Origin of the sequence: Xylanibacter ruminicola, assembly GCF_900107775.1 — a bacterium.
GTDB classification, from domain to species: domain Bacteria; phylum Bacteroidota; class Bacteroidia; order Bacteroidales; family Bacteroidaceae; genus Prevotella; species Prevotella ruminicola_C.
This window is the reverse complement of sequence record NZ_FNRF01000007.1, coordinates 57126-80741: the sequence shown is the minus strand read 5'-3', so window position 1 is coordinate 80741 and position 23616 is coordinate 57126. Positions and strand designations below refer to the sequence as shown.

The window sequence follows — 23616 nt, the reverse complement described above, 5'->3', positions numbered from 1 at the left end:
ATTAGGAACTTAATCATAACGTTATGTGCAGCAACAATGCTCTCATCGTGTTTTACACCCAAAACAGTAGCCTACTTTCCTGAACTTGAAGACGGAAGGACACTGGCCACCAGCAACACGCAGAGTATTGTTTTAAAACCTGCCGATAAATTATCGATTGTGGTTAACACAAAATCGGCCGAGCTGAACAATGTGTTGAACATGCCCGTAACATCACAGATTATTGGTTACAACGAGATTCAGTCTACAAACCAAAGCAGAGCTACATCTGGTTATACCATTGATAAAGACGGTTATATAGACTTCCCATTAATCGGACGAACGAAGGCTGCAGGGTTGACTCGAACAGAGTTGGCTAAGCACCTGAAACAAACAATGGAAGAAATGAGTGTGGCCAAGGATGCTGTGGTAACAGTAGAATACCTGAACCTAGGCTATTCGGTAATTGGCGAGGTTAAAGAACCAGGCTTCTACCCCATCGAGAACGACCGTACCACGCTGCTACAAGCACTTAGTCGTGCTGGTGACATGACGATTTACGGCGACCGCAACAAAGTAAAGGTGTTAAGAATGAATGCCAAGGGGCAACAAGACACCTATGTACTGAGCATGCTGGATGCCGAAGCCTTGACAAAGTCGCCCGCCTATTTTGTTGAGCAGAACGACGTTATCTATGTTCAGCCCAACAACTATCGCAAACGCCAATCGGCTAATGCTAACGACACGACCAACGGCTCGTTCTGGATTTCGGTCGTATCTGTACTTACCACTATAGCAGTTCTGGTATTCAAGTAAACATGTCGTATCTGAGCAATAAGATGGATATTCTTAAGGGGGCTTTCATGGGAAATCTCATGAAACTCAAAGCTCTGTACGACATCCGTATCCGCAAATCCATCAGGTTATCGGCCCAACAAGACACATCCGTTATCGTATCACTTACCAGCTATGACAAAAGAGTTAATAGCAGCGTAGTATATACGATATATTCGCTGATACAACAAACCATACGCCCAGAGCGCATTGTGCTATGGCTTAACGAACAGAAATTCTGCAACGAGAATCTGCCAGGTAATCTGCGTTTCTTATGTAATTACGGTTTAGAGATACGCTACGCCAAAGATATCAGATCGTACACCAAAATAATACATGCTTTATCGGAATTCGCAGACAAGCATATCATCACGGTGGACGACGATGTATTCTATGGACGTCTTCTCGTTCAGGAACTCATAGAGGCCCACAACAAACATCCACAGGCCATCATAACCAATTACGCCAAGATGCCAACAACAGATATTCATAGTAAACTTGAGCCCTATATCAAATGGCCGGAGTATTACCACGCATCAGCTGGTTTAAGTTACGATAGTGCAAAGCTTTTTCCTCTAGGCGTTGGCGGGGTTTTCTATCCAAGTCACGTATTCGACGAAGAGGTTAAAAACGAGGCAGTATTTACCCGACTATGTCCTAACGCAGATGATGTCTGGCTTTATGTGATGGGACTTCGCTGTAAAGCCGAGAAACGAATACTTACCAACTCGCGCATTAACTGTTATCATACAGACTTGCTGCGACAGTACTTTACCCACGACCGCCTTACAAACTCTAATCGCATTGGCGGCGAGAACGACACGCAACTGCAGGCATTGTTAACACATTACAATATGACGATTTAAAAATAACATCCACAGCATATGAAAGAAAGATTTACCCTCAGCGACTTCATCAAAGTAAGCCTCAACAAATGGAAATGGTATGCTACTTCGGTAGTCACATTCCTGTTGCTGGCCATCGTATATCTGGTAGTTACCCCTCCCAAATACACACGAAGTGCACAGATTCTGGTTAGAGACGAAGGCGGCATGAGTGGCATTATGGGGCAATTAGGAGGACTGGCCGAACTTGGTGGCATCATAGGCTTCGGTTCGTCAAACGTATACAACGAGCTCTATGCCATGCAATCACCCTGGTTACTGCTTAATGTAGTAAATCAGCTGCATCTGGATATGACTTACACCATCAAGGGCATCCGCAACAAGGATCTGTATGCCGAACAGCTACCCATCATCATCACTTTCAAGCAGCTGACAGATGAGGATGATGTAAGCCTGAAAATGGATCTTAACAAGAGCGGTGACTTCAAAATATACAAGATTAAGAAGAACGACGATAAGTACAACGATGAGCTAAACGGCCACGTTGGCAATACCGTTAAAAGTTGCATAGGCGATATCGAGGTGAAAGCAACACCCAACCTGAGCAGGATGACAGATGAGGAAATAACCATCACCGTTAAACGAACAGAACCAATGGCTGTGGTTACCAGACTTAAGAAAAAAGCAATCACGATGGCTGTTAGCAGTCGCGATGCATCAATCATCGACATCAAATGTAAGGATGTTTCAAAACAGCGAGCAGCCGATATCATCAACACTATTATTGCAGAATATCGCAAGGAGGCCAATGATGACAAAGAGGCGCAATCGGCAGCTTCAGAGCGTTATATCGTAGAGCGACTTGCCTCGTTGGAAAATGAACTGAGGACACTCGACAACCGTGTTGCCGACTATAAGAGTAAGACCATGATGCCCGACCTGGAGGTGATGGCTAAAGTATATGCCGAAGGAGCCAAAGACATCTCGACAGCTCACCTTGCGTTAAGCAACCAACTCTATGTTACCCAAGCCATACGCGACTACCTGCGCGATGAATCGAAGAAAGACGAATTACTACCGGCTCTGCTTATTACCGACAACAAGGGACTGGCCGACCAGGTAGGAGAATACAACAAACTGCAATTGCAGCGAAACAAGATAATTGCCAGTTCAAGTCAAAACAGTCCGTTGGTTAAAGATATCGATCAACAGCTATCAGCTATGCACCATGCCGTACTCTCGTCTGCCGAGAATGCTATCAAGCAGTTGCAGCTCCAGATCAAGAGCGTAAGCGCCAAAGAGAGCGAAGGCAAACAGATGTTGGCATCGGCCCCTAAGAAAGCCATTGGCGGACTATCTGACGAACGCGACTGGAGAGTTATGAATGAGGTTTACGTTTTCCTGCTACAGAAGCGGGAGGAAGCCCAGATGGCCAAGGCACTAAAATCAGATATACGCGTACTGACACCACCATTAGGTGTTAAGAAACAAACCTCGCCAGTAAAGGCAAGCGTACTTTTTGGCGCGCTGCTATTTGGATTGTTTGTCCCAGCCTGCGTTATTTTAGTAAGAGAGCGCAAAAAGCGATAACCAACCTGCCACATGGTATACCTGTTCTGTGCATTAATCGCCATCATTCTTCTGCTATCGTGGAAGTATATCCTCAGGCTTGAGCCTGCGGGTATCTTTGCTGCGATGTGGGTATGCTTTGGCATCTTAACTCTAGTGTTACAGGACTATATTGACCTACGTTTTGATGGCTGCGTTTTTGTACTTGCAGGCGTAACATTCTTTGTGGCAGGAACCATCTTTAGCGATACTTTCTACCAGCCTGAAGCAACAAGCGTCCAGATACAGTTCAAGGAACAATGGGTTACTCCATTACTACTCTTCATGCTGGTAGCGGCTATGGTAACACCACTCTACTCCATCGTGCTTCATGGATTCAGCCTGAGGGCATTGCTGGATATGCGCGAGATTCTGGAAATGAATAAAGACATATCAAGCGACCGCTATGCAGGAGCCGAGGCGTATAACGTAGTTAGCCAGTTCTTCCTTATATTTTCGTATGCAGCACCAGCCATCGGTGGGTTCTGTTATCGGCTTGTAGGTAAATGGCAGAAGGCACTCTGTATTATCACCCTTATCCCCTGCACCTTCATAGCCCTTACCCAATCGCTCAAGATGGGTATGATAGCATCGTTTATTCTTTTCTTTGCCTGCTATATTGTTTGTTCATACACATACGAACTCCCCATACGCATCAAAGGAAAAATAATATTGCGATTCATACTGATAGTTGTCGGTTTCTTGTTAACCCTCTTTATCTCGATGGTATTCCGTACGGGCGAAGTGAGCGAAAAGACGATTCTGGAGATCGGCGAGAAATTCATTACCTACACCATCGGACATATGCATAATGTAGATTTCTGGTACACGTCGTATATGCCCACCGACCTTACATGGGGCAGCAGAACCTTTATGGGCATTTCGAACCTGTTAGGACTTGAAGATCGCGTACAGGGCATTTATCAGGAATACAACAACATAGGCAAGAACGGATTCTTTGGAATCTCAAACACCTTCACTATTTTCCGCCCATTAGTAGAGGATTTCGGTGAGGCAGGAGCCATGGTGGTGATGTTTGTAATGGGCATCATAGGCAACATGGCTGTAAAAGCCCTGGCGGCCCATCGCTTGGTAGTCCTTAATCAGGTAGTACTGGTGGCACTTTATGCATTCTTAATGTGGTCGTTCTCGGCCTCATTCTATGCCTACACCACCTATCTGGCCATGTTTGCTTTAGTATTTATCCTGCTTTATCTGTTACAAAAAAAGGAGCCAACATGCTGAAAGATATTAAGGAGAAGCTGCATTCTGGAATGGGTAAAGATATCATCCTGACGTTTACCATCCAAATACTCATCATGCTCTGTTCATTTGCCATCAACAAATTGTTGGCCAACCGACTAAGCATCGACGAGTTCGGACAGTACAACGTCATTAAGCGTTCCGTCCAGGTCCTTTCGTTTGTTATGCTGGCAGGTGTTGGCATCGCCTTGCCACGCTACATCCCCATCTACCGCAACAGCAACCCGCCACGTAAAACAGCCCCTTTGCTTACGGCTGCGCTTATTTATATTATTGGTATAACAACTGTAGTATTGGCAATCTGCCTGTTATTCTCATCGCAGATGCGTCCTATCATCATTGGTGAAAGTAACAATAGTAATCTGATGCTTATTGCCATGGCCTACGCCTTTATACTGGCGATAGCACAATACGTATTTGCCTATTATCGCGGCAGCGGTAAGTATTTGTGGTACAATGGCAGCCAACTATTCATGCAATTAGCCATCATCATTCCATTGGTATTACTGCCCCTACTCACCATAAGCAATGTATTCGGTTCGTGGCTCGTTATCACTATCCTACTTGTAGTTTATCTGATGGGCCGGGAATTATGGCGATACATACATCAAGGTGGTTCAATTAATTTGAATACCAATCTGGTCCCCCATCTTACTACCATTATCAAATACTCTTCGGGGCGCCTGATAGCAGATTTCTTTCAGTTCTCGTTAGCCGCATTTCCACTCATATACATCAGTAACTACTATGGCCTACAAACCACAGCCTACTTTTCTGTTGGCATTACCTTTGTAACCATCATTACACCCCTATTCTCATTCCTGGGTATTATACTGCTGCCTTATATCTCACAAGCCATCGCCCGCCACGAAATGGCTGCGGCCAACCGCCTTATCATGCGTTTATCAATATTATACACGCTGGCAGCCCTTGTTTTCATCGCTCTACTCTGGCTGTTCACAGAATTCCTCACAACGCTACTTTTTTCAAGCAGCTACGTGTCGACCATCCATCTTACACGTATCATGATTCTTGCTATACTACCACAAGCAGCTTATATGCTATTCCGCAATACCATCGATGCCATCAGCGTAGTACCTTATAACGCTATCATCCTAGGTATTTGTTTACTGGCAATGGTTGTTACTTTCATGCAATCCGTCACACCCGTTCACTTTGCCTGGGCCTATGTAGCAGTATCTGGCATACAAGGACTGCTCTCATGGATTACATGGATGGTACTACGAAAGAAATAAGCCAAAAGCTCAATAATCATTAATAATTTGCAGATAATTAAAAAAATAGTTGTAACTTTGCACACTGATTTTGGAAATTCTGCGTTATTAAAGTAATGAACATTCATACAGTATCCATTATATGCCCCGTATTCAATGAAGAGAAATACATTGAAGCATGTATTGTATCCATTCTTGAGCAGGATTATCCAAAAGAGGCAATGGAAGTGTTATTTATCGACGGAAACAGTACAGATAACAGTACCGGGATTATTAAACGATACACAGCACAATATAGTTTCCTTAAACTGCTGAACAACCCCGAGCGTATTGTACCATACGCATTGAACAAAGGGTTAAAGGCGGCTAAAGGTGAAGTGATTATGCGCTTAGATGCCCACTGCACCTATCCAACCAACTATATTTCGGAGCTGGTAAGATACCTTTACCAGCTGAATGCCGATAACGTAGGAGGCGTGTGGAATACACAACCTGCCAAAGACACTCCCATATGTCAAGCTATCGCCTTTGCCTCAAGCCATCCGTTTGGTGTAGGAGGTTCCATGCACAAAATCGGCGCCTCGAAAATAATGGAGACAGACACGGTGCCTTTCGGCTGTTATAAACGAGAGATCTTTGACAAAACAGGACTGTTTGACACCGACCTGGTAAGAAACCAAGACGACGAGTTTAACGGACGACTGCTTAATCTTGGAGGAAAGATATACCTGATACCTCAGGTTATCATAAACTATACTGCTCGCGATACACTCTGCAAAATGCGAAAGATGTATTATCAGTACGGACTATACAAACCCCTGGTAAACAAAAAACTAGGAGCACCAGCCACAGTAAGGCAGTTCTTCCCCATTCTATTCCTTCTCGGCTTAACCATCGGAGGAGTCGTATGTATGATATGGCCATTACTCCTGCACTTTTATACATCCGTTCTGCTATTGTATCTTTTCATTGGTATAGTAGTAGGAAGCATGGGAGCGATTCGTGCACATCAGCCCTTACTCGCATTGCTGATGCCATATGTATTTTTCAACATTCACATGAGCTACGGAATAGGATACCTTGTAGGCATCTTCAACGTATTAGGTAAAAAGACCGCTCAAGTAAAACCAAGCAGATAGACGATGAAAATATCATTTTCGCCACCAGATATCACCGAACAGGAGGCACAGGAAGTTACAGCCGCACTACTTTCTGGCTGGATAACTACAGGTCCTCGAACTAAAGAGTTCGAGAGGCAGATTGCCAACTTCTGCGAATCGAGAGTTGCAGTTTGTCAAAGTAGTGCTACAGCCTGTCTCGAAGCCATACTGCGCATATTAGGAATAGGGCCTGGTGATGAGGTTATTACCTCGGCCTATACATATACCGCCACAGCCAGCCCTGTGTGCCATGTTGGAGCAAAACTTGTACTCGTAGACACCAGTCCCGACTCTTACGAGATGGATTACGACCAGTTAGCTGCAGCTATAAACGAACACACCAAAGTAGTGATACCTGTAGACATAGGTGGTGTACCTTGTGACTATACAGCAATCAGCAGTGTAGTAGAAAGCAAACGGCACTTATTCAGGCCCAGCAACGAACTGCAAGAAGCTATCGGACGCGTTATTGTGGTTGACGATGCAGCTCATGCTTTTGGTGCAAGTTGGCACGACAAGAAAATAGGTTGCGTAAGCGACTTTACATCGTTTTCTTTCCACGCAGTAAAGAACTTCACTACTGCCGAGGGAGGAGCGCTGATGTGGAAACCCATAAAAGGCATCGACGACAATTGGCTTTACAACCAGTTCCAGTTAAACTCACTTCATGGACAAAGTAAAGATGCATTAACCAAGACAAAACTTGGTGCATGGGAGTACGACGTACTGACGCCTGCCTACAAAAGTAACATGACAGACCTTACAGCTGCAATCGGATTGGTACAGATGAAACGCTATCCAGCCATGCTTGCACGCCGAAAGGAGCTTATTACGCATTACGATCAGGAACTTAATGGACTGAATCTACAGGTGCGCGATCATTATACATCCGAGCACATCTCGTCGGGACACCTGTATCAGGTACGATTATTAGGCAAAGATGGCAAGGTGCGTAACGAAATCATAACAAAGATGGCCGAGCAAGGCATTACCTGTAACGTGCATTTTAAGCCGCTACCTATGATGACTGCATATAAGAACTTAGGATTTGATATCAACAACTATCCTAACGCTTATCATCAGTTCATTAACGAAATTACCCTTCCACTTTACACCCGTCTTACCGACGAAGAAGTGGATTATATCATACAAAACTTCAAAGAAATAATAAGTTGATCAGACTATTGGATATCATCTTCTCATTTGTAGGGCTTGTAGTGCTTTCACCTATGCTTCTACTCATATATATTCTCATTATTATTGAGAGTAAAGGACACGGATTCTACATACAAGAACGAATTGGAAAAAATGGCCAACCATTTGGATTATATAAGTTCCGTACGATGAGAATTGGTGCTGATGCTGATGGGCAACTTACTATTGGCAAACGCGACAACCGAGTAACCCGTATCGGTTATTATCTCAGAAGAACAAAAATCGATGAACTGCCACAGCTATTCAACGTGCTTAAAGGCGATATGAGTTTAGTAGGTCCGCGCCCCGAAGTAAGGAAATACGTTAATATGTATTCTGATGAACAACGAAGAGTACTAAGCGTAAGACCTGGCATTACCGATTATGCTTCAATAGAGTATGTAAACGAAAGCGAATTACTCGAAAAAGCAGAGGATCCAGACCGTTTATATATCGAAACAATCATGCCAGACAAGATTAAACTGAACATGAAGTATATAAACCACTATACCATTAGCGAATACTTCAAGATTATCTTCAAAACCTTTAAAAGTTTGATGGCATGAAAAGAACTATTGATTTCTGTTTGGCACTCATCTGCCTGATTCTATTTATGCCGTTGTTCGCACTCATCTATGTCGCTATACGTATAGAAGACGGAGGTCCCGCTTTCTTTAAACAGGAAAGAATCGGCCTGAACGGAAACCCATTCTATATCTTGAAATTCAGAAGTTTGAAGGTTCATATTGAGCAAGAAGAATACGCACTGTTTAAACACGAGCATAATAATAATCTAACTCGTGTTGGCAGGTTTCTTAGAGATCATCATTTAGACGAGCTGCCCCAGTTGTGGAATGTTCTGATGGGCGATATGGCTTTTGTAGGACCACGTCCGGAAAGAAAGTATTATATCGATATGATTATGGAACACGACAAACGATACGAACTGCTATATGTACTGCGCCCAGGCGTTACAAGCTATGCCACCCTGCATAATGGCTATACAGACACAATGGAGAAAATGTTGATTCGGCTACAGATGGACCTGAACTATTTGGAACATCAATCGTTATGGCTCGACGCAAAGATACTTATCCAAACATTTATCAGTATTGTGTTTGGAAAGAAATTCTAAGGGCTACATCTTCTCAAACCACAAACGCAAGGTATCGTCTCTTAGAACCATCTTGTCATTACTGAGTTTTTCAACCACAAACAAGTCATCCAGTTTTGTGATACCAAGGGGCGATAACACTTCAGCATCATTTACCAAAGGATCGCCCGCAGCACGATCGTGTTTATGAGCATTATACAAGCGTAAAGATTGATTATTATAGTCGAAGTTAAACAGATAGCCGTAATGACCTGTATCGTTATCATGATCAACGGCTTGTATCAGATTCATCTGCACTCCCCAAAACACACGGGTATCAGACAAATCGCTATAGCCACCAGTGGCCAAGGTGTCAACACGAACCAAATGCCAATAGCCATCTAGATTCCCATTATCGGAAGTCTCGATATCACAGCTTGTAAAAAACAGGCCTATACCTATTATATATAATAAGAACTGTTTCATGATTTTATCTATAATAATCCTGATTTACTGATTGTAAACTGAAAGCCGTTATTATTGCCTCTGATAGCTCCAAAGTCGGCGCCCCATGCAAATACGGCCTTCCAGCCATCCAAGAACTGCCATCCCATCTCGGCCAAAACACTTGTATTGTACTTTCGATGGGTATAAGGACTCTTATAACGGCCTAGCCCATCCTGCCATGAAGCTAACAAGCGATAATGCAGTTTGGGCAATGGTTGACCACTTACACCTAAATGCCAAGCCGCAAAGCGATTGTTCTTAACCTCAATCTTTCCATCGCTGTTATAAATGGGCGAAAGGTAGAGTGGATTTCCCATAACTTGTCCCCAATGTTGCCAACCCATAAAAATATGATGGTTATAGTACTCGTCCAGACCACCGATATGATCAGAAAAAGAAGGTGTGTGATCGTGATACACACTACCACTCTGATATTTTGAATAGAGATACTCAACAACAATATTATTCAGCCAGGAAACTTCTTTCAATTGCAACTCGGCTCCAAGCATGATATCCTTGAGATTGTACAAAAGATAGCGATTTGACTTCTTAGCCTCCCATTCTGCACCTGTTCCATATCCATCATATTCGAGCATAAACATACCCGAATGGTCCTCAAAGTACTTATCAGCATAGATACTCATACGCCATTGGGGGGCATCGTAGTTTAAGCGGAGTATCCAACTACCCAACTGATTTCCTTCGTCATTCTGATAAGTATTTTCGTTAACCTCGCCCCCACCTGGCACAAAAGCATGAAAGAATGCTTTTAGCCCAGAAGCATTATGGAAAACCTTATCACCATCATCCGATCTCATATACGAAGTTCCTCCAAACTGGCAGGCCATTTCTAAGCCTAACTCTGCAGAAAAGTTACCTGGACCAATCTTCAGGTATCCAGCCTTACTATGATAGAGCGTCCCTTCGGTGTAACGGTTCTGAGGAGCTACAAAATCCTTTTGCCAACCATCGTCGGTGGTTTTGCCGTAAGCGATATGTCCTTTCAGCGCCAACCAGTTGTTTGTACCAGGGATAGTCCAGTATTCAGGCAGCGCCAATCGTACCTGAGGCACAGGACGTGCATTGATACCCAAGGTTTGAGAACCTGAGCTCAATGCCTGATTCTTTAGTTCCATCGGATATTCCTTGGCACCAATAGTCAGTGTTCCCTTCAGCCAGCGACCTTCGACATAAGCCTGCTGAACCACCAACGTACTGGTGAAACCGGCAGCCACAGCCACATCGGCCCCGTATCCAATCCCCCACTTGCGCCCATCATCAGCACTGAGCTTTCGTTCTATCGCACCACGCACATAGCCATTAGCGGTTTTCAGCGAACTAAGTCCATACTTGTTGGCATTCAACCACAAGGGCTCATGATCGCCTGACGACAGAGTAGCCTGCATCTCAACCCGATACTGAACACTATCGGTAAGCGAACGCTGCTGAGCGCATATAGCCAAAGGGCTACACATTATTAATAATATAGACCAGAATTTCTTCATACTGGGGGCAAAGATACGAATTTTTTCTTTCTTAAAAATACTTTTAGGGAATTTCCTCTACCTTATTAGGGAAAATCCTTTGCGTATAAACCCAAAATGTTGTTTCTTTGCACTGTGATTAACAAAACAGAATGTGAAACCATTTAAATGATACGATTATGAAGAAGATGTTTTTCGCACTGATGGTGATGCTGACCTCGACAATGGCAGCGAGTGCAATGAGCTACGAGCAGGCCCGCAACGAAGCCCTGTTCCTCACCGATAAGATGGCGTACGAGCTGAACCTCACCGACGAGCAGTATGAGGCTGCATACGAGATAAACCTCGACTATCTGATGGGGGTAGCCGGACGCGATGATGTTTTTGGCACTTACTGGGAGCGCAGAAATCTTGATTTGAGTTATATCCTGTACGATTGGCAGTGGAATGCATACATTGCAGCCAGCTACTTCTATCGTCCACTCTATTGGGAGGCTGGTTACTGGCACTTCGGCATCTATCGCCGCTATCCGCATCGCGATTTCTTCTACTTCGGCCGTCCTCACTTCTATGCAACCTATCGTGGTGGACATGCCTGGCACATTCATGGCACTCATGGCTACTACTATGGACGCAGAGAGCACTTCCGTCCTACTCACAGACAGCACTTCGGAATGCACGATCGCTGGAATCGTGGCGACTTCCGCAACCCTCGTCACAGTTCAACCCGTGTAACTGGTCGTCACGATAGTCATCGTATCGATGGTCGCCACGACAGCTATCGTCACAACGACAGTCAGCGCCGTTACGACAACCGCAACATCGAACGTCGCAACAATACCAATCGTAACGACGATGTATATCGCCACTCTGATTCACATCGCAACAACAGTTCATTCTCAGGCTATCGCGGTGGTTCAAATAGCAGCAGCATGCACAGCAGCAGTTCTCACGGAACTCGCTCAATAGGCGGCAGCACTCACAGCAACTCAAGCCACTCGTCTGGTGCAAATCACTCAGAGGGTAGCCGCATGGGAGGACGCCGATAAGACTTACAACTCAAGGATGCGGACCTCGGCGTTCTGCATCCTTTGAATTTCGTTCATTGGCTTTTGATAGTAAAATGATTGTATAGCTTTGTTGATGATGCCATGGCCTACGGCCAACACCTTCTTTCCGGGGAATGTCTGCTTGACATACGCGATGAATTCGCCCGCCCTGGAAAGAAGGTTTTCTAATGTCTCGATATCATCAGGCCAAACCTCGCCTTTCAAATCAGGAATAAAGCGCCCGGTAAAGCTTCCCCAGTCGCGTTCACGAAGCAAAGGCGTAGTAAGCACCTCTAACTGATGTGGCTCGGCAATGATACGGGCGGTATCAATAGAGCGTTTCAGATCGCTGGCCAATATAATATCAATCTCCTTATTCTTCCACTGCTCACTGAACGCACGAGCCTGCTGAACACCATTTTCGTTCAACTCGCCCTGAGTTTGTCCCTGCATAATCTGATTGGCGTTATCTACCGTCTCGCCATGTCGTACTAAGTATAAAGTTGTCATCATCTATTAAATTTTGCTGCAAAATTACAGAATAATTTGCTTTTTCCACCTTATTTTATTATTTTTGCAGCGTAAAACTTAGAATTATTATATATGAAGATATTACAGAGTTCCATTTTCCGTGCCATTTGCGCCATAGCCATTGGTATCATGCTGATTAAGTATCCAGATAATACTGTAACTTGGATTACAGTTGCTATTGGTATATTATTCCTGCTGTCAGGTGTTATCTCGATGGTGGTATATTACAATGCCACCAAGCATGTTGCCGAATATAAGATTATGGACGAAAACGGACAGGTGATAGCTGGTGACAAACCGGCTTTCCCACTTGTTGGTTTGGGTAGTATTATCCTTGGACTGATGTTGGCCCTCACCCCAACTATATTTATTACTGCCCTGATGTACATCATCGGTGCCATATTGGTTCTGGGTGCTATCAATCAGTATATGGCATTGGTAAGAGCACGCCGACTGGGCGGTATCGGCTTTGGTTATTGGATATTCCCATCGTTCATTCTCCTCACTGGTCTTTATGTGATGATTAAACCCATGAGTCCTGCCAGCATTGCTATGACGATATTAGGTTGGTGCTCGCTGCTCTATGGAGTTACAGAAATCATCAACTCGCTGAAGATTCACTCTAACAAGCGTAGAGCAGAGAAAGCGCAGGAGATACCTGTAGCCGAGGAAGTGAAAGATGGCGATGAAAAAGTTACGGAAGTGACTACACTCCCGTAACGATTCCTTCGATATATGTCTTAAGGATGTGGATACCCGTGCGGTTATCTCCACCCCAGGGAACAATCAGGTCGGCAAACTTCTTTGTTGGCTCAATGAATTGTTCGTGCATGGGCTTCAACACCTTTTCGTAGCGATCCAGTACCATTTCTACTGTTCGTCCACGCTCTACCACATCGCGACGGATGTTACGGATCAGACGCACATCGCTATCAGTATCTACAAATATCTTCAAGTCCATCATATCACGTAGTTTCTTGTGATGCAACGCCATGATGCCTTCGATAATAATCACAGGCTTGGGCTCTACATGAACGGTTTCCTTCAAGCGGTTACTCTCGATATACGAATAGGTGGGCTGTTCAATAGCCTCGCCATTCTTCAACTTCTTGATATGCTCGGTGAGCAACTTCCAGTCGAAAGCGTCTGGATGGTCGAAGTTGATAGCCTTACGCTCCTCGGGAGTCATGCCTGTAGTATCATTATAATACGAGTCGAGGGGAACAACTGCTGCACAATGAGGAGGCAGCGCTTTGGATATTCTCTTTACTACGGTAGTCTTACCCGAACCGGTACCGCCTGCAATTCCAATGATTGTCATAATCTTAAGTATTTAAATACGATGTTATAAAATTCTGCTTTACGCTCTGTTTTCATGGGGTAAGCCCTCGAACTGCTTGGCATGCGATAGAGTCGTATCACCCTGTCGTCAAGTATAAACTCTGCATATTCGCCAACTTTAGGGCCTTTAATACCATAATGGTTACAAAAAACGTCGGTGGCCAACTGGCCTGCTGTTATCACAGCCTCGCAGCAAGGCAAGCTTCTGAGCATGGCATCAAGATCGGTCTCTTCTACAATCTCCAAGTCCTTATCCGAAGCATTATCCTTTGTTCTGCGAATACGGGTGGCCGTATCATACATGGCAATTCCTTTTTCATTCAGGAAAGGGATTATCCGTTCCAAATCAAAGCGTTTCTCCTGTTCCAACACAAAATGCTGCTTGTTATCAAAGAAACAGATGCCAAAGATTCGCCACATGTCGTTGATGAAGTTGGGGTAATAGAAACGCATACACCATCGCTTTTCAGCAGGAGGGAAAGTGCCGAGCATCAATAGCTTTGCATGCCCAGGCATAAAAGGCTCGAAGGGATGTGATTCTATTATTTCGCTCATCAGTTCTTCTTCAAATAAACCAAAGTGGGTAAGTGATCGCTATAGCCGTTCAGCCATTTGCCACCAGCGGTGGTACGTAGTGTATTGCCACGATATGCGCCTTCCTGCTGAATCAGGTAATCGCGACGGAACACCTGATAATCAAAGAGTTTCAGTGTAGAGTAATCCTCCTTACCTGACTTATTGAGCAGATTCGACGAGAGGATAATCTGATCGAACAGGTTCCATGAGCCCTGGAACTGAAGTGTACCCTGACCAGAGGCCAACATATTCCACCAAGGATTATAAAGTCCTCCCTCCTCTACTTCACTTATTTCGCGTCTAGCACCCAGGCATTTTGCCATCGATGCATCGTTGGGGTCATCGTTCATATCCCCCATGATAAACAGCTTTACCTTGGGATCATACTTCTGCAACGAGTCTTTTACTACACGCAACTGCAAACCACCATCCTCACGGGCATACGATGGTGCACCACGCGATGGCAGATGATTAACGATAATAGTAACATGCTCTTTGGCCATCGTACCACTAACCACCAGGAAACCACGAGTAGCGCGACCGGCATCCTCTGGTCTATTATATATATAAGGTACAAGCTTTACATGATTAACCTTAAAAAGCTGGGGATTGTAAAGCAAAGCACAATCAATACCACGCTGATCGGGACCTTCGATATGCACGAACTTAAAGTTGCGAGCCTTCAAAGCAGGCTGATTGCATAGGTCTGTCAAGCACTTGGCATTCTCAACCTCTGCCACACCAATGGCAGCACAACCAACCTCGGGCAACTTATCGGTACCCATGTCAGCCAGCACGCGAGCCATGTTATGCAGCTTGCACTTATATTTCTCGGTGTCCCACTTAAACGACCCGTCAGGCAGAAACTCATAATCGTTCTTACCTTCGTCGTGAGTGGTATCAAAAAGATTCTCAAGATTATAAAAACCAATGCCATACACTTGTTGCTCTTTTTTATTCTTGGCTTGGCATCCCACCAAAACAAGGAGTAATAAAAACGTTAAAAACTGAAATTTACGCATATTAGTACTGTTTATGCTTGCAAAAATAGCACAAAAAATTGAGTAAACAAAGAAAAATGCACAAAAAGTTTGTAAATTCGGAAAAATCTTCGTAACTTTGCACCCGCTTTATGCGAAAATAGTATTTTAACATTAATATTTAAACTCAAAATGAAAAAAGGTATTCATCCAGAAAACTATCGCCCCGTCGTATTCAAGGATATGTCCAACGGCGATATGTTCCTTACGAAGTCTACTGCAAAGACAAATGACACTGTAGAGTTCGAAGGCGAAACTTACCCAGTGGTAAAAGTCGAAATTTCAAGCACCTCTCACCCATTCTACACAGGTAAGAGCAAGCTCGTTGACACTGCAGGACGTGTTGATAAGTTCATGAGCCGCTACGGTAAGGCTGCGAAGAAGTAAGATAAAACCGCAAAGAACATTAAAAGATGCGTCCATGGTAGTTGCATATGCCAAGGCCGCATCTTTTTTTTATTACAACAACCCGAATATTATTACAACACGATATGAAAACAGTTTATGACTTCACTGTCAAGGACAGAAAAGGAAAAGACGTATCTCTGAAAGAGTACGCCAACGAGGTGCTGCTGATTGTAAACACAGCAACTAAGTGTGGATTCACTCCACAATACGATGAACTGGAGAAACTCTATGAGCAGTATCATAGTCAGGGTTTCGAGATTCTCGACTTCCCCTGCAACCAGTTCGGACAGCAGGCACCTGGTACCGATGAGAGTATCCACGAGTTCTGCAAGCTGAACTTTGGTACTGAGTTCCCACGCTTTAAGAAGATTAAGGTAAATGGCGACGACGCCGATCCTCTGTACAAGTTCCTGCAGGAGCAGAAGGGCTTTGCTGGTTGGGACATGAGCCACAAGATTGCTCCTATTCTCGACGACATGCTCTCGAAAGAGGATCCTGACTATAAGCAGAAGGCTGACATTAAGTGGAATTTCACTAAGTTCCTGATTAACAAGAAGGGACAGGTTGTTGCTCGTTTTGAGCCTACTGAGAATATTGAGAATATTGCCAAGCAGATTGAAGAGCTGCTTAAGTAATAGCCAACATATAAATAAACAGATATCATATGGAACATACTAAGTGTTTAATTATCGGTAGCGGTCCTGCTGGATATACAGCTGCCATTTACGCCTCGCGTGCCAACTTGAGTCCAATCGAGTATAGCGGCATGCAGCCTGGCGGACAGCTCACTCAGACCACTGAGGTTGAGAATTTCCCTGGCTATCCTCAGGGTGTTGACGGCAACCAGATGATGATGGACCTGCTGGAGCAGGCTCAGCGCTTTGGAACCGATATCCGTAACGGCGAGATTGTGAAGGTCGACTTCTCAAAGGCCCCCTACGTATGCACAGCCGATGACGGTACAGAGATTGAGGCCGACACCGTGATTATCGCTACAGGCGCCTCAGCCAAGTACTTAGGTCTCGACGATGAGCGCAAGTATAACGGACAGGGCGTATCAGCCTGCGCTACCTGCGACGGATTCTTCTATCGCAAGAAGACAGTTGCCGTAGTTGGTGGTGGCGATACAGCTTGTGAGGACGCCCTTTACCTGGCAGGATTGGCCAAGAAGGTATATCTGATTGTACGCAAGCCATTCCTTCGCGCCTCACAGGTGATGCAGCAGCGTGTGAAGGAGAACGAGAACATCGAGATTCTGTTCGAGCATAACACCCTTGGTCTTTATGGCGAGAATGGTGTCGAAGGTGCCCATCTGGTTAAGCGTAAGGGTGAAGACGATGAGGAACTGGTTGACATTGCTATCGACGGCTTCTTCCTGGCTATTGGCCATAAGCCCAATACCGACATCTTTAAGGAGTGGCTGGATATGGACGAAACAGGCTATCTGAAGAAGATTGACGGAACACCTAAGACCAAGGTTCCTGGTGTATTCGTAGCTGGCGACTGCGCCGACCCTGTATATCGTCAGGCTATCTCTGCTGCAGGTTCAGGTTGCCAGGCGGCTATCGAGGCTGAGAGATTCTTGTTGAATAAGTAATATAAATGAGAAAAGGCTCGTCTCACGACGAACCTTTTCCCCAAAAAAATTACTTAAAAAACTAAATTAATCAACCATAAACCTTAACCATTAAAATCTTTTTCTGATGCAAAGATATGGCAAGTTTTTGAAATGGATGTTTAATTTAAGTTTTTTGTTGTTGAAAATGCGTGAATTAACGCAAAATGAACACAAAATCACCAATTTTATACATTTTAACGCTTAAAACGACGAATTTTATCGAAAAAAGTTGATTGATATCGAAAAAATAACTATTTTTGCACAACCAATAATTATAAAAGTATGGACAACCGTTTACTATTAGCCCTCATCATAATGGTAATTCTGACCATTATTCTCCTCGTAGGAAGACGTTTATTCCTGCGAAGCCAAAAAGTGCGAAGAAGATTACGACTCAGCGCCATATTTACAAATATTACGCACGAGCTTCTAACTCCCCTATCAGTCATCTCGGCCTCTGTCGACAAGTTGCGCGACACCGAACCGCAGTACAGTCATGAATACGACTTGATGCAATTCAACATTCAGCGCATGGTGAGACTGTTACAGCAGATTCTGGAAACCAGCAAATCTGATGCGGGCCAGCTACGGTTGCTGGTTGCTCAGGGTGATGTGATGAAGTATATACGCCAAACCGCCGAATGCTTGGAGCCACTTATTGGCAAGAAAGACATGAAGTTCAGTATCAACTGTCAGCCAGAAAGCATGATGGGCTGGATTGATACCGACAAGTTGGATAAGATTATCTATAACTTATTATCTAACGCAGCCAAATATGGCAAAGAAGGTGGCACCGTGTCGATCAGCGCCATCACCAACGATAAATACGACGAGGTAGAAATCAAGGTGAGCGACGATGGCGATGGTATCTCTGCCAAACAGATGAAACACCTATTTAAACGCTTTCATGATGGCGATTACCGACAGCATCAGACAAATGGAACTGGGTTAGGTCTGTCGTTAACGCAGGATCTGGTTTATCTGAACAGAGGAACCATCACCTGCCACAGCGAAGAGGGAAAGGGCACAGAGTTTATCGTCAGACTCCCTATCAAGAAAGAAACCTTTGCACCTGATCAGATCGACGAAAAGCATAAGATTGATTTCAATATTCCTAAGAACACCATCGTAGATATCAATACCATCGTACCAGATGTAAATGCAGATCCAGAAGATCCTATTGAGGATGGCTATAAATTATTGGTAGTAGAGGACAATCTGGAATTACTGATGCTAATGCAGCAACTGCTAAAGACCACCTATCATGTATACATAGCCCGCAATGGTGCCGAGGCTATAAAAGTGATACATGAAAAAGAGCTCGATCTGATTATATCAGATGTGATGATGCCCGAGATGGATGGTATCGAACTAACCAAAGCCGTTAAAGCCGACCCTAACTATAATCACCTGCCCATCATCTTGCTGACAGCCAAGACACAGGAGGAAGACGAGAAGGAAGCATTACAAAGCGGAGCCGACGAATATCTGAGAAAGCCATTCCGCTTAGGCGATCTGAAACTACGCATCGATAACATCATCGAGAATCGCAAACGCATGCAGACAGAATTCAGTCAGTTCAGTGCTGAGGAAGAAGTAAAACACATTGCCAAAGCCCCAAGTCCCGACGAAGCTTTTGTTAATCAGGTTCTGGCAAACATCCATAAACACATCGACGACGAATCTTATGATCGCGATGCATTAGCTGCCGACATGGGCACCAGTGCTTCTACCTTATATAATAAGTTACGATCAATTACAGGCATGAATGTATCGGCTTTTATTCGTGATGTAAGAATGAAAGAGGCCCGACGCCTGGGCATGGAGAACCCCAATCTGCGTGTCAGCGATTTGGCTTATAGCGTTGGATTCCACGACCCACGCTACTTTGCTACTTGCTTCAAGAAACAGTTTGGCATTCAGCCGAAGGAGTTCCTGGAGGGTTTGCTGAACTCGAAACAAAAAGGGCCAGGAAGGTAAGCGTACCATTCATCATCAGCAACTCATAACCGAACCGATAACCAGCCAAATGCCAGGTTATCGCATCAATAGCATAGCATAGCAAAGGCGATGCGATGCAGATATAAGGCACATACCGATCGCGTGGCATACGCTTGGTAAGCATGCCAAAGGCAAAGAGTCCCAACAGCGGACCGTATGTATAGCCACAAATCGTATAGATGGCATCAATCACACTTGTTGAGTTCAGCAGTCTGAACAGCAGAATCATCACCACAAACAAGATGCTGATACCCAAATGGGCACGCTTACGCAACTGCTCGTCGCCTACCCTACCCCTGATATCTACGCAATAACTGGTGGTAAGCGATGTTAAAGCCGAATCGGCACTCGAGAACGAGGCTGCCACAATACCTATTGTGAAAGGAATCAGTACCGACAATCCGCTACGCTGAACAAATCCAGGCAGCAAAGTATCTGATACGCCCGTTTCGCCCAGCATCACCAGCAGAACACCCAACGACAAGAACAGCAGATTAGCAGGCACAAAAGCCACACCATAGGTACACATATCCTTCTGAGCTTCCTTCAGCGTTTTACATGTCAGGTTCTTCTGCATCATATCCTGATCAAGTCCGGTCATCACAATCACAATAAACACACCGCTCAGAAACTGCTTCCAGAAGTTCTGCTTCGAAACCCAATCGTCCATCACAAACATACGGCTATGTTCGTCGGCAGCTATCGCACTAACAGCCTCAGGTATCGTCATTCCCAGTTCGCCCACCACCTTATATATAATAAGGAGAAGGGCCGAGAACAGACAGATGGTTTGGAAAGTATCGGTCCACACCAGTGTTTTGATACCTCCACCCCTTGTATAAAGCCAGATAAGGGTCACCATCGCCGATACGGTTAGCACAAACGGGATGCCCATCTCATCGAACACAAACTGCTGCAGAATCATACATACCACATAGAAACGCACCACTGCGCCCGTCATCTTCGACAACAGGAAAAACGAGGCGCCTGTTTTATAGGCACGAGGGCCTAATCGCTTTCCCAGATAGGAATAAATGGTTGTGAGATTCAAACGATAGTAGAGCGGAAGCAGGATGAATGCAACAGCAAAATAGCCCAGAATAAAACCCAGACAGGTTTGCATATAAGTCATATCGATACTGGTTACCATACCAGGCACCGATACAAAGGTTACACCAGATATCGACGCACCAACCATACCAAAAGCCACCATATACCATGGCGACTGACGATTACCACGAAAGAAGGTATCGTTAGTAGCACGGCGTGCAGTCAGTCGGCTGATGGCAAACAAAACTGCAAAATAGCCTAATATTATTGCAATCATCCACATAATCGTGTGCAAAGGTACACTTTTTTTCAAAATTATCAATTATCATTTATCAATTTTCAATTAATTATGTTATCTTTGCAGTGGTGATCGGCTTTGCCGCTTGCCTTAAGCAAGAATTCCAAATTCTAAAACGTATTATATTATGTCTAAACAAAAAAAATTCATCCTCCAAGAGAGTGAGATTCCCACACAGTGGTACAACATTCAGGCTGACATGCCAACCAAACCAATGCCTCCCATCCATCCTGCAACCAAGCAGCCTCTGGGTGTAGACGATCTGGCACACATCTTCCCTCGTGAGTGCTGTGTACAGGAGCTTGATACAGAGCATCGCTGGATAGATATTCCAGAAGAGGTGCTCGAGAAGTACAAGTTCTATCGCTCAACTCCATTGGTTCGTGCCTATGCGCTCGAAGAGGCTTTGGGAACACCTGCCCATATCTACTTTAAGAACGAGAGTACCAACCCACTGGGTTCACATAAAATCAACTCTGCCATTCCTCAGTGCTACTATGCCAAGCAGGAAGGCACCACTAACGTAACCACCGAAACCGGTGCCGGACAGTGGGGAGCAGCCCTTTCATACGCTGCAAAAATCTACGGTCTCGACTGCGCTGTTTATCAGGTAAAGATTACCATGCAGCAGAAGCCTTACCGTTCAAGCATCATGCGTACCTTTGGTGCTGTGGTCGAGGGTTCACCTTCGATGTCAACCCGCGCTGGTAAGGATATCCTGACTAAGGATCCTACCCATTCTGGTTCATTAGGCACAGCCATCTCTGAGGCTGTTGAGCTGGCTACTACCACTCCTAACTGTAAGTACACTTTAGGTTCGGTATTAAACCACGTAGGTTTGCATCAGACCATCATCGGTCTTGAGGCCGAGAAGCAGATGGAGATGGCTGGCGAGTATCCTGATATCGTGATTGCCTGCTTTGGTGGTGGTTCTAACTTCGGTGGTATCGCCTTCCCATTCATGCGCCACAACCTGTGCGATGGTAAGAAGACCGAGTTTATCGCTGCCGAGCCCGACAGCTGTCCTAAGCTCACACGTGGTCAGTTCCGCTACGACTTTGGCGACGAGGCTGGTTATACCCCACTGCTGCCTATGTTCACACTGGGTCATAACTTCAAGCCAAGCAACATCCACGCTGGTGGTCTGCGTTATCATGGTGCTGGTATGATTGTCAGTCAGCTGTTGAAGGATGGACTGATGCGTGGTGTTGATATTCCACAGCTTGAGACCTTCGAGGCAGGTATGCTGTTTGCCCGTACCGAGGGTATCATCCCTGCTCCTGAGAGCTGTCACGCTATCGCTGCCACCATCCGCGAGGCTAAGAAGTGCAAGGAAACTGGCGAGGAGAAGGTGATTCTCTTCAACCTCTCAGGTCATGGTCTGATTGATATGCCAAGCTACGACTCATTCATCAAGGGCGACCTACAGAACTACACCGTTACTGATGAGATGATTGCCGAAAACCTGGCCGAGCTTGATAAGCAGTAATCTTATTTTATCAGAAATAGCAATCCCCACTCGTTTGAGTGGGGATTATTGTTTTCGCTTAGAAGATGCGACCAGTAATCGTAAGTTTCAGTACTGGATAAACGGTCCATTTATCAATGATCTTTGATAAGTCATCATCGCTATCGTTCAACTCGTTTATCTTAACCTCCTTATTGTCCTGATATACTTTAAGCTTTCCCATAAACTGGCAGCCAGCCTCGAAACGGAAACCTACGCGATGCTTGGGTACCAGGCGTCCCACACCCAGTCCGACGTACGGACGGAAATTCTTTACGCGGATATCGCCGTTGATATCACCATTCTCGTCGAACTTTACATTATATTTGTCAAGTTCGGCAGAGATGCTATTCAGAATCACATCCTTGAAAGTTGGAAAAGTAGTAATAGCACTCTGTATAGCATCGCTATGACCTGTCAGTTTGCCAAGTTTCTCACCACCAAAAGAGAAACCACCCGCAACAAAGAAAGTAGAATTACCTCCGAATGGGTAGATGTTCAACTTTACATCCATTGTGGTACGCTTCAAATTGCCAGTAATCTTAACTTTGTCGTGGTTAGGAATAGTAACCTGTGCAGGAAGAGCTCCGAGATTGTAATCTACGTTAACATCCCCTTTAATCTTAACGCCAGGCATAAAGTTCACACCAGCACTCAGTTCCAGATAGTCGGTGATAGGTGCAGCTACACCCACGCCGATACCCTCGGTGCTTGCCGATACATTCAAACCTACGTGGTTAAAAAACCCACGCTCATAATACTCTTGTGCCGATGCAGTAGTGATTCCCATCAACAACGCAAAACATGCAATCAGTTGTTTTTTCATATCCGTAAGTGTTTGATATTAGTATTACCACATTCTTATCAGTTGCAAAGATAAATATATTCTTCCAAAATTGCAAATTATTGCTCTAAAAAAAGTACCTAAAAAAAATTTGCACTCTAAGTACTTTGCAATTGAAAAGTACCTAGAGTGCAAATTATACCTAAAACTT

The 23616-nt window shown here is 44.7% G+C and carries 24 protein-coding genes; 16 read left to right on the top strand and 8 right to left on the bottom strand.

Translation table 11 applies throughout. The features are described from left to right. Positions 1-36: 36 nt before the first annotated feature. The 9 genes from BLU97_RS15070 to BLU97_RS15030 all read left to right on the top strand — a co-directional run bounded on the left by BLU97_RS15070 (position 37) and on the right by BLU97_RS15030 (position 9253). Complete coding sequence (locus BLU97_RS15070) at positions 37-795, top strand: polysaccharide biosynthesis/export family protein (RefSeq protein ID WP_175456400.1); 759 nt, start codon at positions 37-39, stop codon at positions 793-795. Between the two features lie 23 nt (positions 796-818). Beyond that, the gene (locus BLU97_RS15065; protein WP_139209057.1) at positions 819-1679 is read left to right on the top strand and encodes a hypothetical protein; all 861 of its coding nucleotides are present in this window, start codon (positions 819-821) and stop codon (positions 1677-1679) included. 18 nt (positions 1680-1697) lie between these two features. Then, positions 1698-3248 (top strand): GumC family protein, encoded by a 1551-nt coding sequence (locus BLU97_RS15060; protein WP_074762277.1) that lies wholly within the window; start codon positions 1698-1700, stop codon positions 3246-3248. A 12-nt stretch (positions 3249-3260) separates the two neighbouring features. Further along, complete coding sequence (locus BLU97_RS15055) at positions 3261-4511, top strand: O-antigen polymerase (RefSeq protein ID WP_081353056.1); 1251 nt, start codon at positions 3261-3263, stop codon at positions 4509-4511. Then, entirely contained in the window at positions 4505-5785 is a 1281-nt protein-coding gene (locus BLU97_RS15050; RefSeq protein WP_074762275.1) for a lipopolysaccharide biosynthesis protein, read from the top strand. The genes BLU97_RS15055 and BLU97_RS15050 overlap by 7 nt, the downstream gene beginning before the upstream one ends. A 95-nt stretch (positions 5786-5880) precedes the next feature. Beyond that, entirely contained in the window at positions 5881-6903 is a 1023-nt protein-coding gene (locus tag BLU97_RS15045; protein WP_074762274.1) for a glycosyltransferase family 2 protein, read from the top strand. A gap of 3 nt (positions 6904-6906) precedes the next feature. Beyond that, positions 6907-8100 (top strand): DegT/DnrJ/EryC1/StrS family aminotransferase, encoded by a 1194-nt coding sequence (locus tag BLU97_RS15040; protein WP_074762273.1) that lies wholly within the window; start codon positions 6907-6909, stop codon positions 8098-8100. Next, positions 8097-8684 carry a sugar transferase gene (locus BLU97_RS15035; protein ID WP_074762272.1) on the top strand — a complete coding sequence of 196 codons (588 nt, stop codon included), beginning with the start codon at positions 8097-8099 and terminating at the stop codon, positions 8682-8684. The genes BLU97_RS15040 and BLU97_RS15035 overlap by 4 nt, the downstream gene beginning before the upstream one ends. Further along, entirely contained in the window at positions 8681-9253 is a 573-nt protein-coding gene (locus BLU97_RS15030; RefSeq protein WP_074762271.1) for a sugar transferase, read from the top strand. Before BLU97_RS15035 ends, BLU97_RS15030 begins: the two co-directional genes overlap by 4 nt. 3 nt (positions 9254-9256) lie before the next feature. Here BLU97_RS15030 and BLU97_RS15025 read toward each other — a convergent pair whose 3' ends face one another. Together BLU97_RS15025 and BLU97_RS15020 are read right to left on the bottom strand one after the other, a co-directional pair. Continuing rightward, positions 9257-9598, bottom strand: coding sequence for a lipocalin-like domain-containing protein (locus BLU97_RS15025; protein ID WP_410543916.1), 342 nt, complete (start codon positions 9596-9598; stop codon positions 9257-9259). Between the two features lie 107 nt (positions 9599-9705). Then, entirely contained in the window at positions 9706-11223 is a 1518-nt protein-coding gene (locus tag BLU97_RS15020) for a capsule assembly Wzi family protein (RefSeq protein WP_074762270.1), read from the bottom strand. Positions 11224-11381: 158 nt separating this feature from the next. Here BLU97_RS15020 and BLU97_RS15015 point away from each other — a divergent pair, with 158 nt between their 5' ends. After that, positions 11382-12251 carry a hypothetical protein gene (locus tag BLU97_RS15015; RefSeq protein WP_074762269.1) on the top strand — a complete coding sequence of 290 codons (870 nt, stop codon included), beginning with the start codon at positions 11382-11384 and terminating at the stop codon, positions 12249-12251. A gap of 3 nt (positions 12252-12254) precedes the next feature. On the opposite strand, the gene BLU97_RS15010 is transcribed toward BLU97_RS15015, so the two are convergent. Beyond that, positions 12255-12761, bottom strand: coding sequence for a histidine phosphatase family protein (locus tag BLU97_RS15010; RefSeq protein ID WP_041385866.1), 507 nt, complete (start codon positions 12759-12761; stop codon positions 12255-12257). A gap of 93 nt (positions 12762-12854) precedes the next feature. Here BLU97_RS15010 and BLU97_RS15005 point away from each other — a divergent pair, with 93 nt between their 5' ends. After that, positions 12855-13502, top strand: coding sequence for an HdeD family acid-resistance protein (locus BLU97_RS15005; RefSeq protein WP_074762268.1), 648 nt, complete (start codon positions 12855-12857; stop codon positions 13500-13502). Here BLU97_RS15005 and udk read toward each other — a convergent pair. From udk to BLU97_RS14990, 3 genes are read right to left on the bottom strand one after another with little or no spacing between them, the layout of a single operon-like run. Further along, positions 13489-14103 (bottom strand): uridine kinase, encoded by a 615-nt coding sequence (gene udk / locus BLU97_RS15000; protein ID WP_074762267.1) that lies wholly within the window; start codon positions 14101-14103, stop codon positions 13489-13491. The genes BLU97_RS15005 and udk overlap by 14 nt on opposite strands. Next, positions 14100-14678, bottom strand: coding sequence for a uracil-DNA glycosylase family protein (locus BLU97_RS14995; RefSeq protein WP_074762266.1), 579 nt, complete (start codon positions 14676-14678; stop codon positions 14100-14102). The genes udk and BLU97_RS14995 overlap by 4 nt, the downstream gene beginning before the upstream one ends. Beyond that, positions 14678-15721, bottom strand: coding sequence for an endonuclease/exonuclease/phosphatase family protein (locus BLU97_RS14990; protein ID WP_074762265.1), 1044 nt, complete (start codon positions 15719-15721; stop codon positions 14678-14680). The genes BLU97_RS14995 and BLU97_RS14990 overlap by 1 nt, the downstream gene beginning before the upstream one ends. A 150-nt stretch (positions 15722-15871) precedes the next feature. On the opposite strand from BLU97_RS14990, the gene BLU97_RS14985 reads away from it, so the two are divergent. From BLU97_RS14985 to BLU97_RS14970, 4 genes are all read left to right on the top strand, one after another. Beyond that, on the top strand, positions 15872-16126 hold the full coding sequence (locus BLU97_RS14985; RefSeq protein ID WP_013064062.1) for a type B 50S ribosomal protein L31: 255 nt from the start codon (positions 15872-15874) through the stop codon (positions 16124-16126). Positions 16127-16230: 104 nt separating this feature from the next. After that, on the top strand, positions 16231-16782 hold the full coding sequence (locus tag BLU97_RS14980; protein WP_028908565.1) for a glutathione peroxidase: 552 nt from the start codon (positions 16231-16233) through the stop codon (positions 16780-16782). A gap of 29 nt (positions 16783-16811) precedes the next feature. After that, on the top strand, positions 16812-17744 hold the full coding sequence (trxB, locus tag BLU97_RS14975; RefSeq protein ID WP_074762264.1) for a thioredoxin-disulfide reductase: 933 nt from the start codon (positions 16812-16814) through the stop codon (positions 17742-17744). 396 nt (positions 17745-18140) lie between these two features. Continuing rightward, positions 18141-19745, top strand: coding sequence for a response regulator (locus BLU97_RS14970; protein ID WP_175456399.1), 1605 nt, complete (start codon positions 18141-18143; stop codon positions 19743-19745). Here BLU97_RS14970 and BLU97_RS14965 read toward each other — a convergent pair. Next, positions 19666-21099, bottom strand: a complete 1434-nt coding sequence (locus BLU97_RS14965) for a sodium:solute symporter (protein ID WP_074762262.1) — start codon at positions 21097-21099, stop codon at positions 19666-19668. The two genes, BLU97_RS14970 and BLU97_RS14965, sit on opposite strands and share 80 nt — an antisense overlap. Positions 21100-21241: 142 nt before the next feature. Here BLU97_RS14965 and BLU97_RS14960 point away from each other — a divergent pair, with 142 nt between their 5' ends. After that, positions 21242-22603 (top strand): TrpB-like pyridoxal phosphate-dependent enzyme, encoded by a 1362-nt coding sequence (locus BLU97_RS14960; RefSeq protein ID WP_074762261.1) that lies wholly within the window; start codon positions 21242-21244, stop codon positions 22601-22603. Positions 22604-22661: 58 nt separating this feature from the next. On the opposite strand, the gene BLU97_RS14955 is transcribed toward BLU97_RS14960, so the two are convergent. Then, positions 22662-23447, bottom strand: coding sequence for a hypothetical protein (locus BLU97_RS14955; RefSeq protein WP_074762260.1), 786 nt, complete (start codon positions 23445-23447; stop codon positions 22662-22664). Positions 23448-23616 lie beyond the last annotated feature (169 nt).

Coding starts and splice junctions, on each gene's coding strand:
- BLU97_RS14965 (WP_074762262.1), bottom strand. CDS start 21,099: ATGTGGATGATTGCAATAATATTAGGCTATTTTGCAGTTTTGTTTGCC.
- BLU97_RS15040 (WP_074762273.1), top strand. CDS start 6,907: ATGAAAATATCATTTTCGCCACCAGATATCACCGAACAGGAGGCACAG.
- BLU97_RS15045 (WP_074762274.1), top strand. CDS start 5,881: ATGAACATTCATACAGTATCCATTATATGCCCCGTATTCAATGAAGAG.
- BLU97_RS15070 (WP_175456400.1), top strand. CDS start 37: ATGCTCTCATCGTGTTTTACACCCAAAACAGTAGCCTACTTTCCTGAA.
- BLU97_RS14995 (WP_074762266.1), bottom strand. CDS start 14,678: ATGAGCGAAATAATAGAATCACATCCCTTCGAGCCTTTTATGCCTGGG.
- BLU97_RS15005 (WP_074762268.1), top strand. CDS start 12,855: ATGAAGATATTACAGAGTTCCATTTTCCGTGCCATTTGCGCCATAGCC.
- BLU97_RS15015 (WP_074762269.1), top strand. CDS start 11,382: ATGAAGAAGATGTTTTTCGCACTGATGGTGATGCTGACCTCGACAATG.
- udk (WP_074762267.1), bottom strand. CDS start 14,103: ATGACAATCATTGGAATTGCAGGCGGTACCGGTTCGGGTAAGACTACC.
- BLU97_RS14960 (WP_074762261.1), top strand. CDS start 21,242: ATGTCTAAACAAAAAAAATTCATCCTCCAAGAGAGTGAGATTCCCACA.
- BLU97_RS14990 (WP_074762265.1), bottom strand. CDS start 15,721: ATGCGTAAATTTCAGTTTTTAACGTTTTTATTACTCCTTGTTTTGGTG.
- BLU97_RS15055 (WP_081353056.1), top strand. CDS start 3,261: ATGGTATACCTGTTCTGTGCATTAATCGCCATCATTCTTCTGCTATCG.
- BLU97_RS15020 (WP_074762270.1), bottom strand. CDS start 11,223: ATGAAGAAATTCTGGTCTATATTATTAATAATGTGTAGCCCTTTGGCT.
- BLU97_RS14985 (WP_013064062.1), top strand. CDS start 15,872: ATGAAAAAAGGTATTCATCCAGAAAACTATCGCCCCGTCGTATTCAAG.
- BLU97_RS14980 (WP_028908565.1), top strand. CDS start 16,231: ATGAAAACAGTTTATGACTTCACTGTCAAGGACAGAAAAGGAAAAGAC.
- BLU97_RS15010 (WP_041385866.1), bottom strand. CDS start 12,761: ATGACAACTTTATACTTAGTACGACATGGCGAGACGGTAGATAACGCC.
- BLU97_RS15030 (WP_074762271.1), top strand. CDS start 8,681: ATGAAAAGAACTATTGATTTCTGTTTGGCACTCATCTGCCTGATTCTA.
- BLU97_RS14955 (WP_074762260.1), bottom strand. CDS start 23,447: ATGAAAAAACAACTGATTGCATGTTTTGCGTTGTTGATGGGAATCACT.
- trxB (WP_074762264.1), top strand. CDS start 16,812: ATGGAACATACTAAGTGTTTAATTATCGGTAGCGGTCCTGCTGGATAT.
- BLU97_RS15050 (WP_074762275.1), top strand. CDS start 4,505: ATGCTGAAAGATATTAAGGAGAAGCTGCATTCTGGAATGGGTAAAGAT.
- BLU97_RS15060 (WP_074762277.1), top strand. CDS start 1,698: ATGAAAGAAAGATTTACCCTCAGCGACTTCATCAAAGTAAGCCTCAAC.
- BLU97_RS15065 (WP_139209057.1), top strand. CDS start 819: ATGGATATTCTTAAGGGGGCTTTCATGGGAAATCTCATGAAACTCAAA.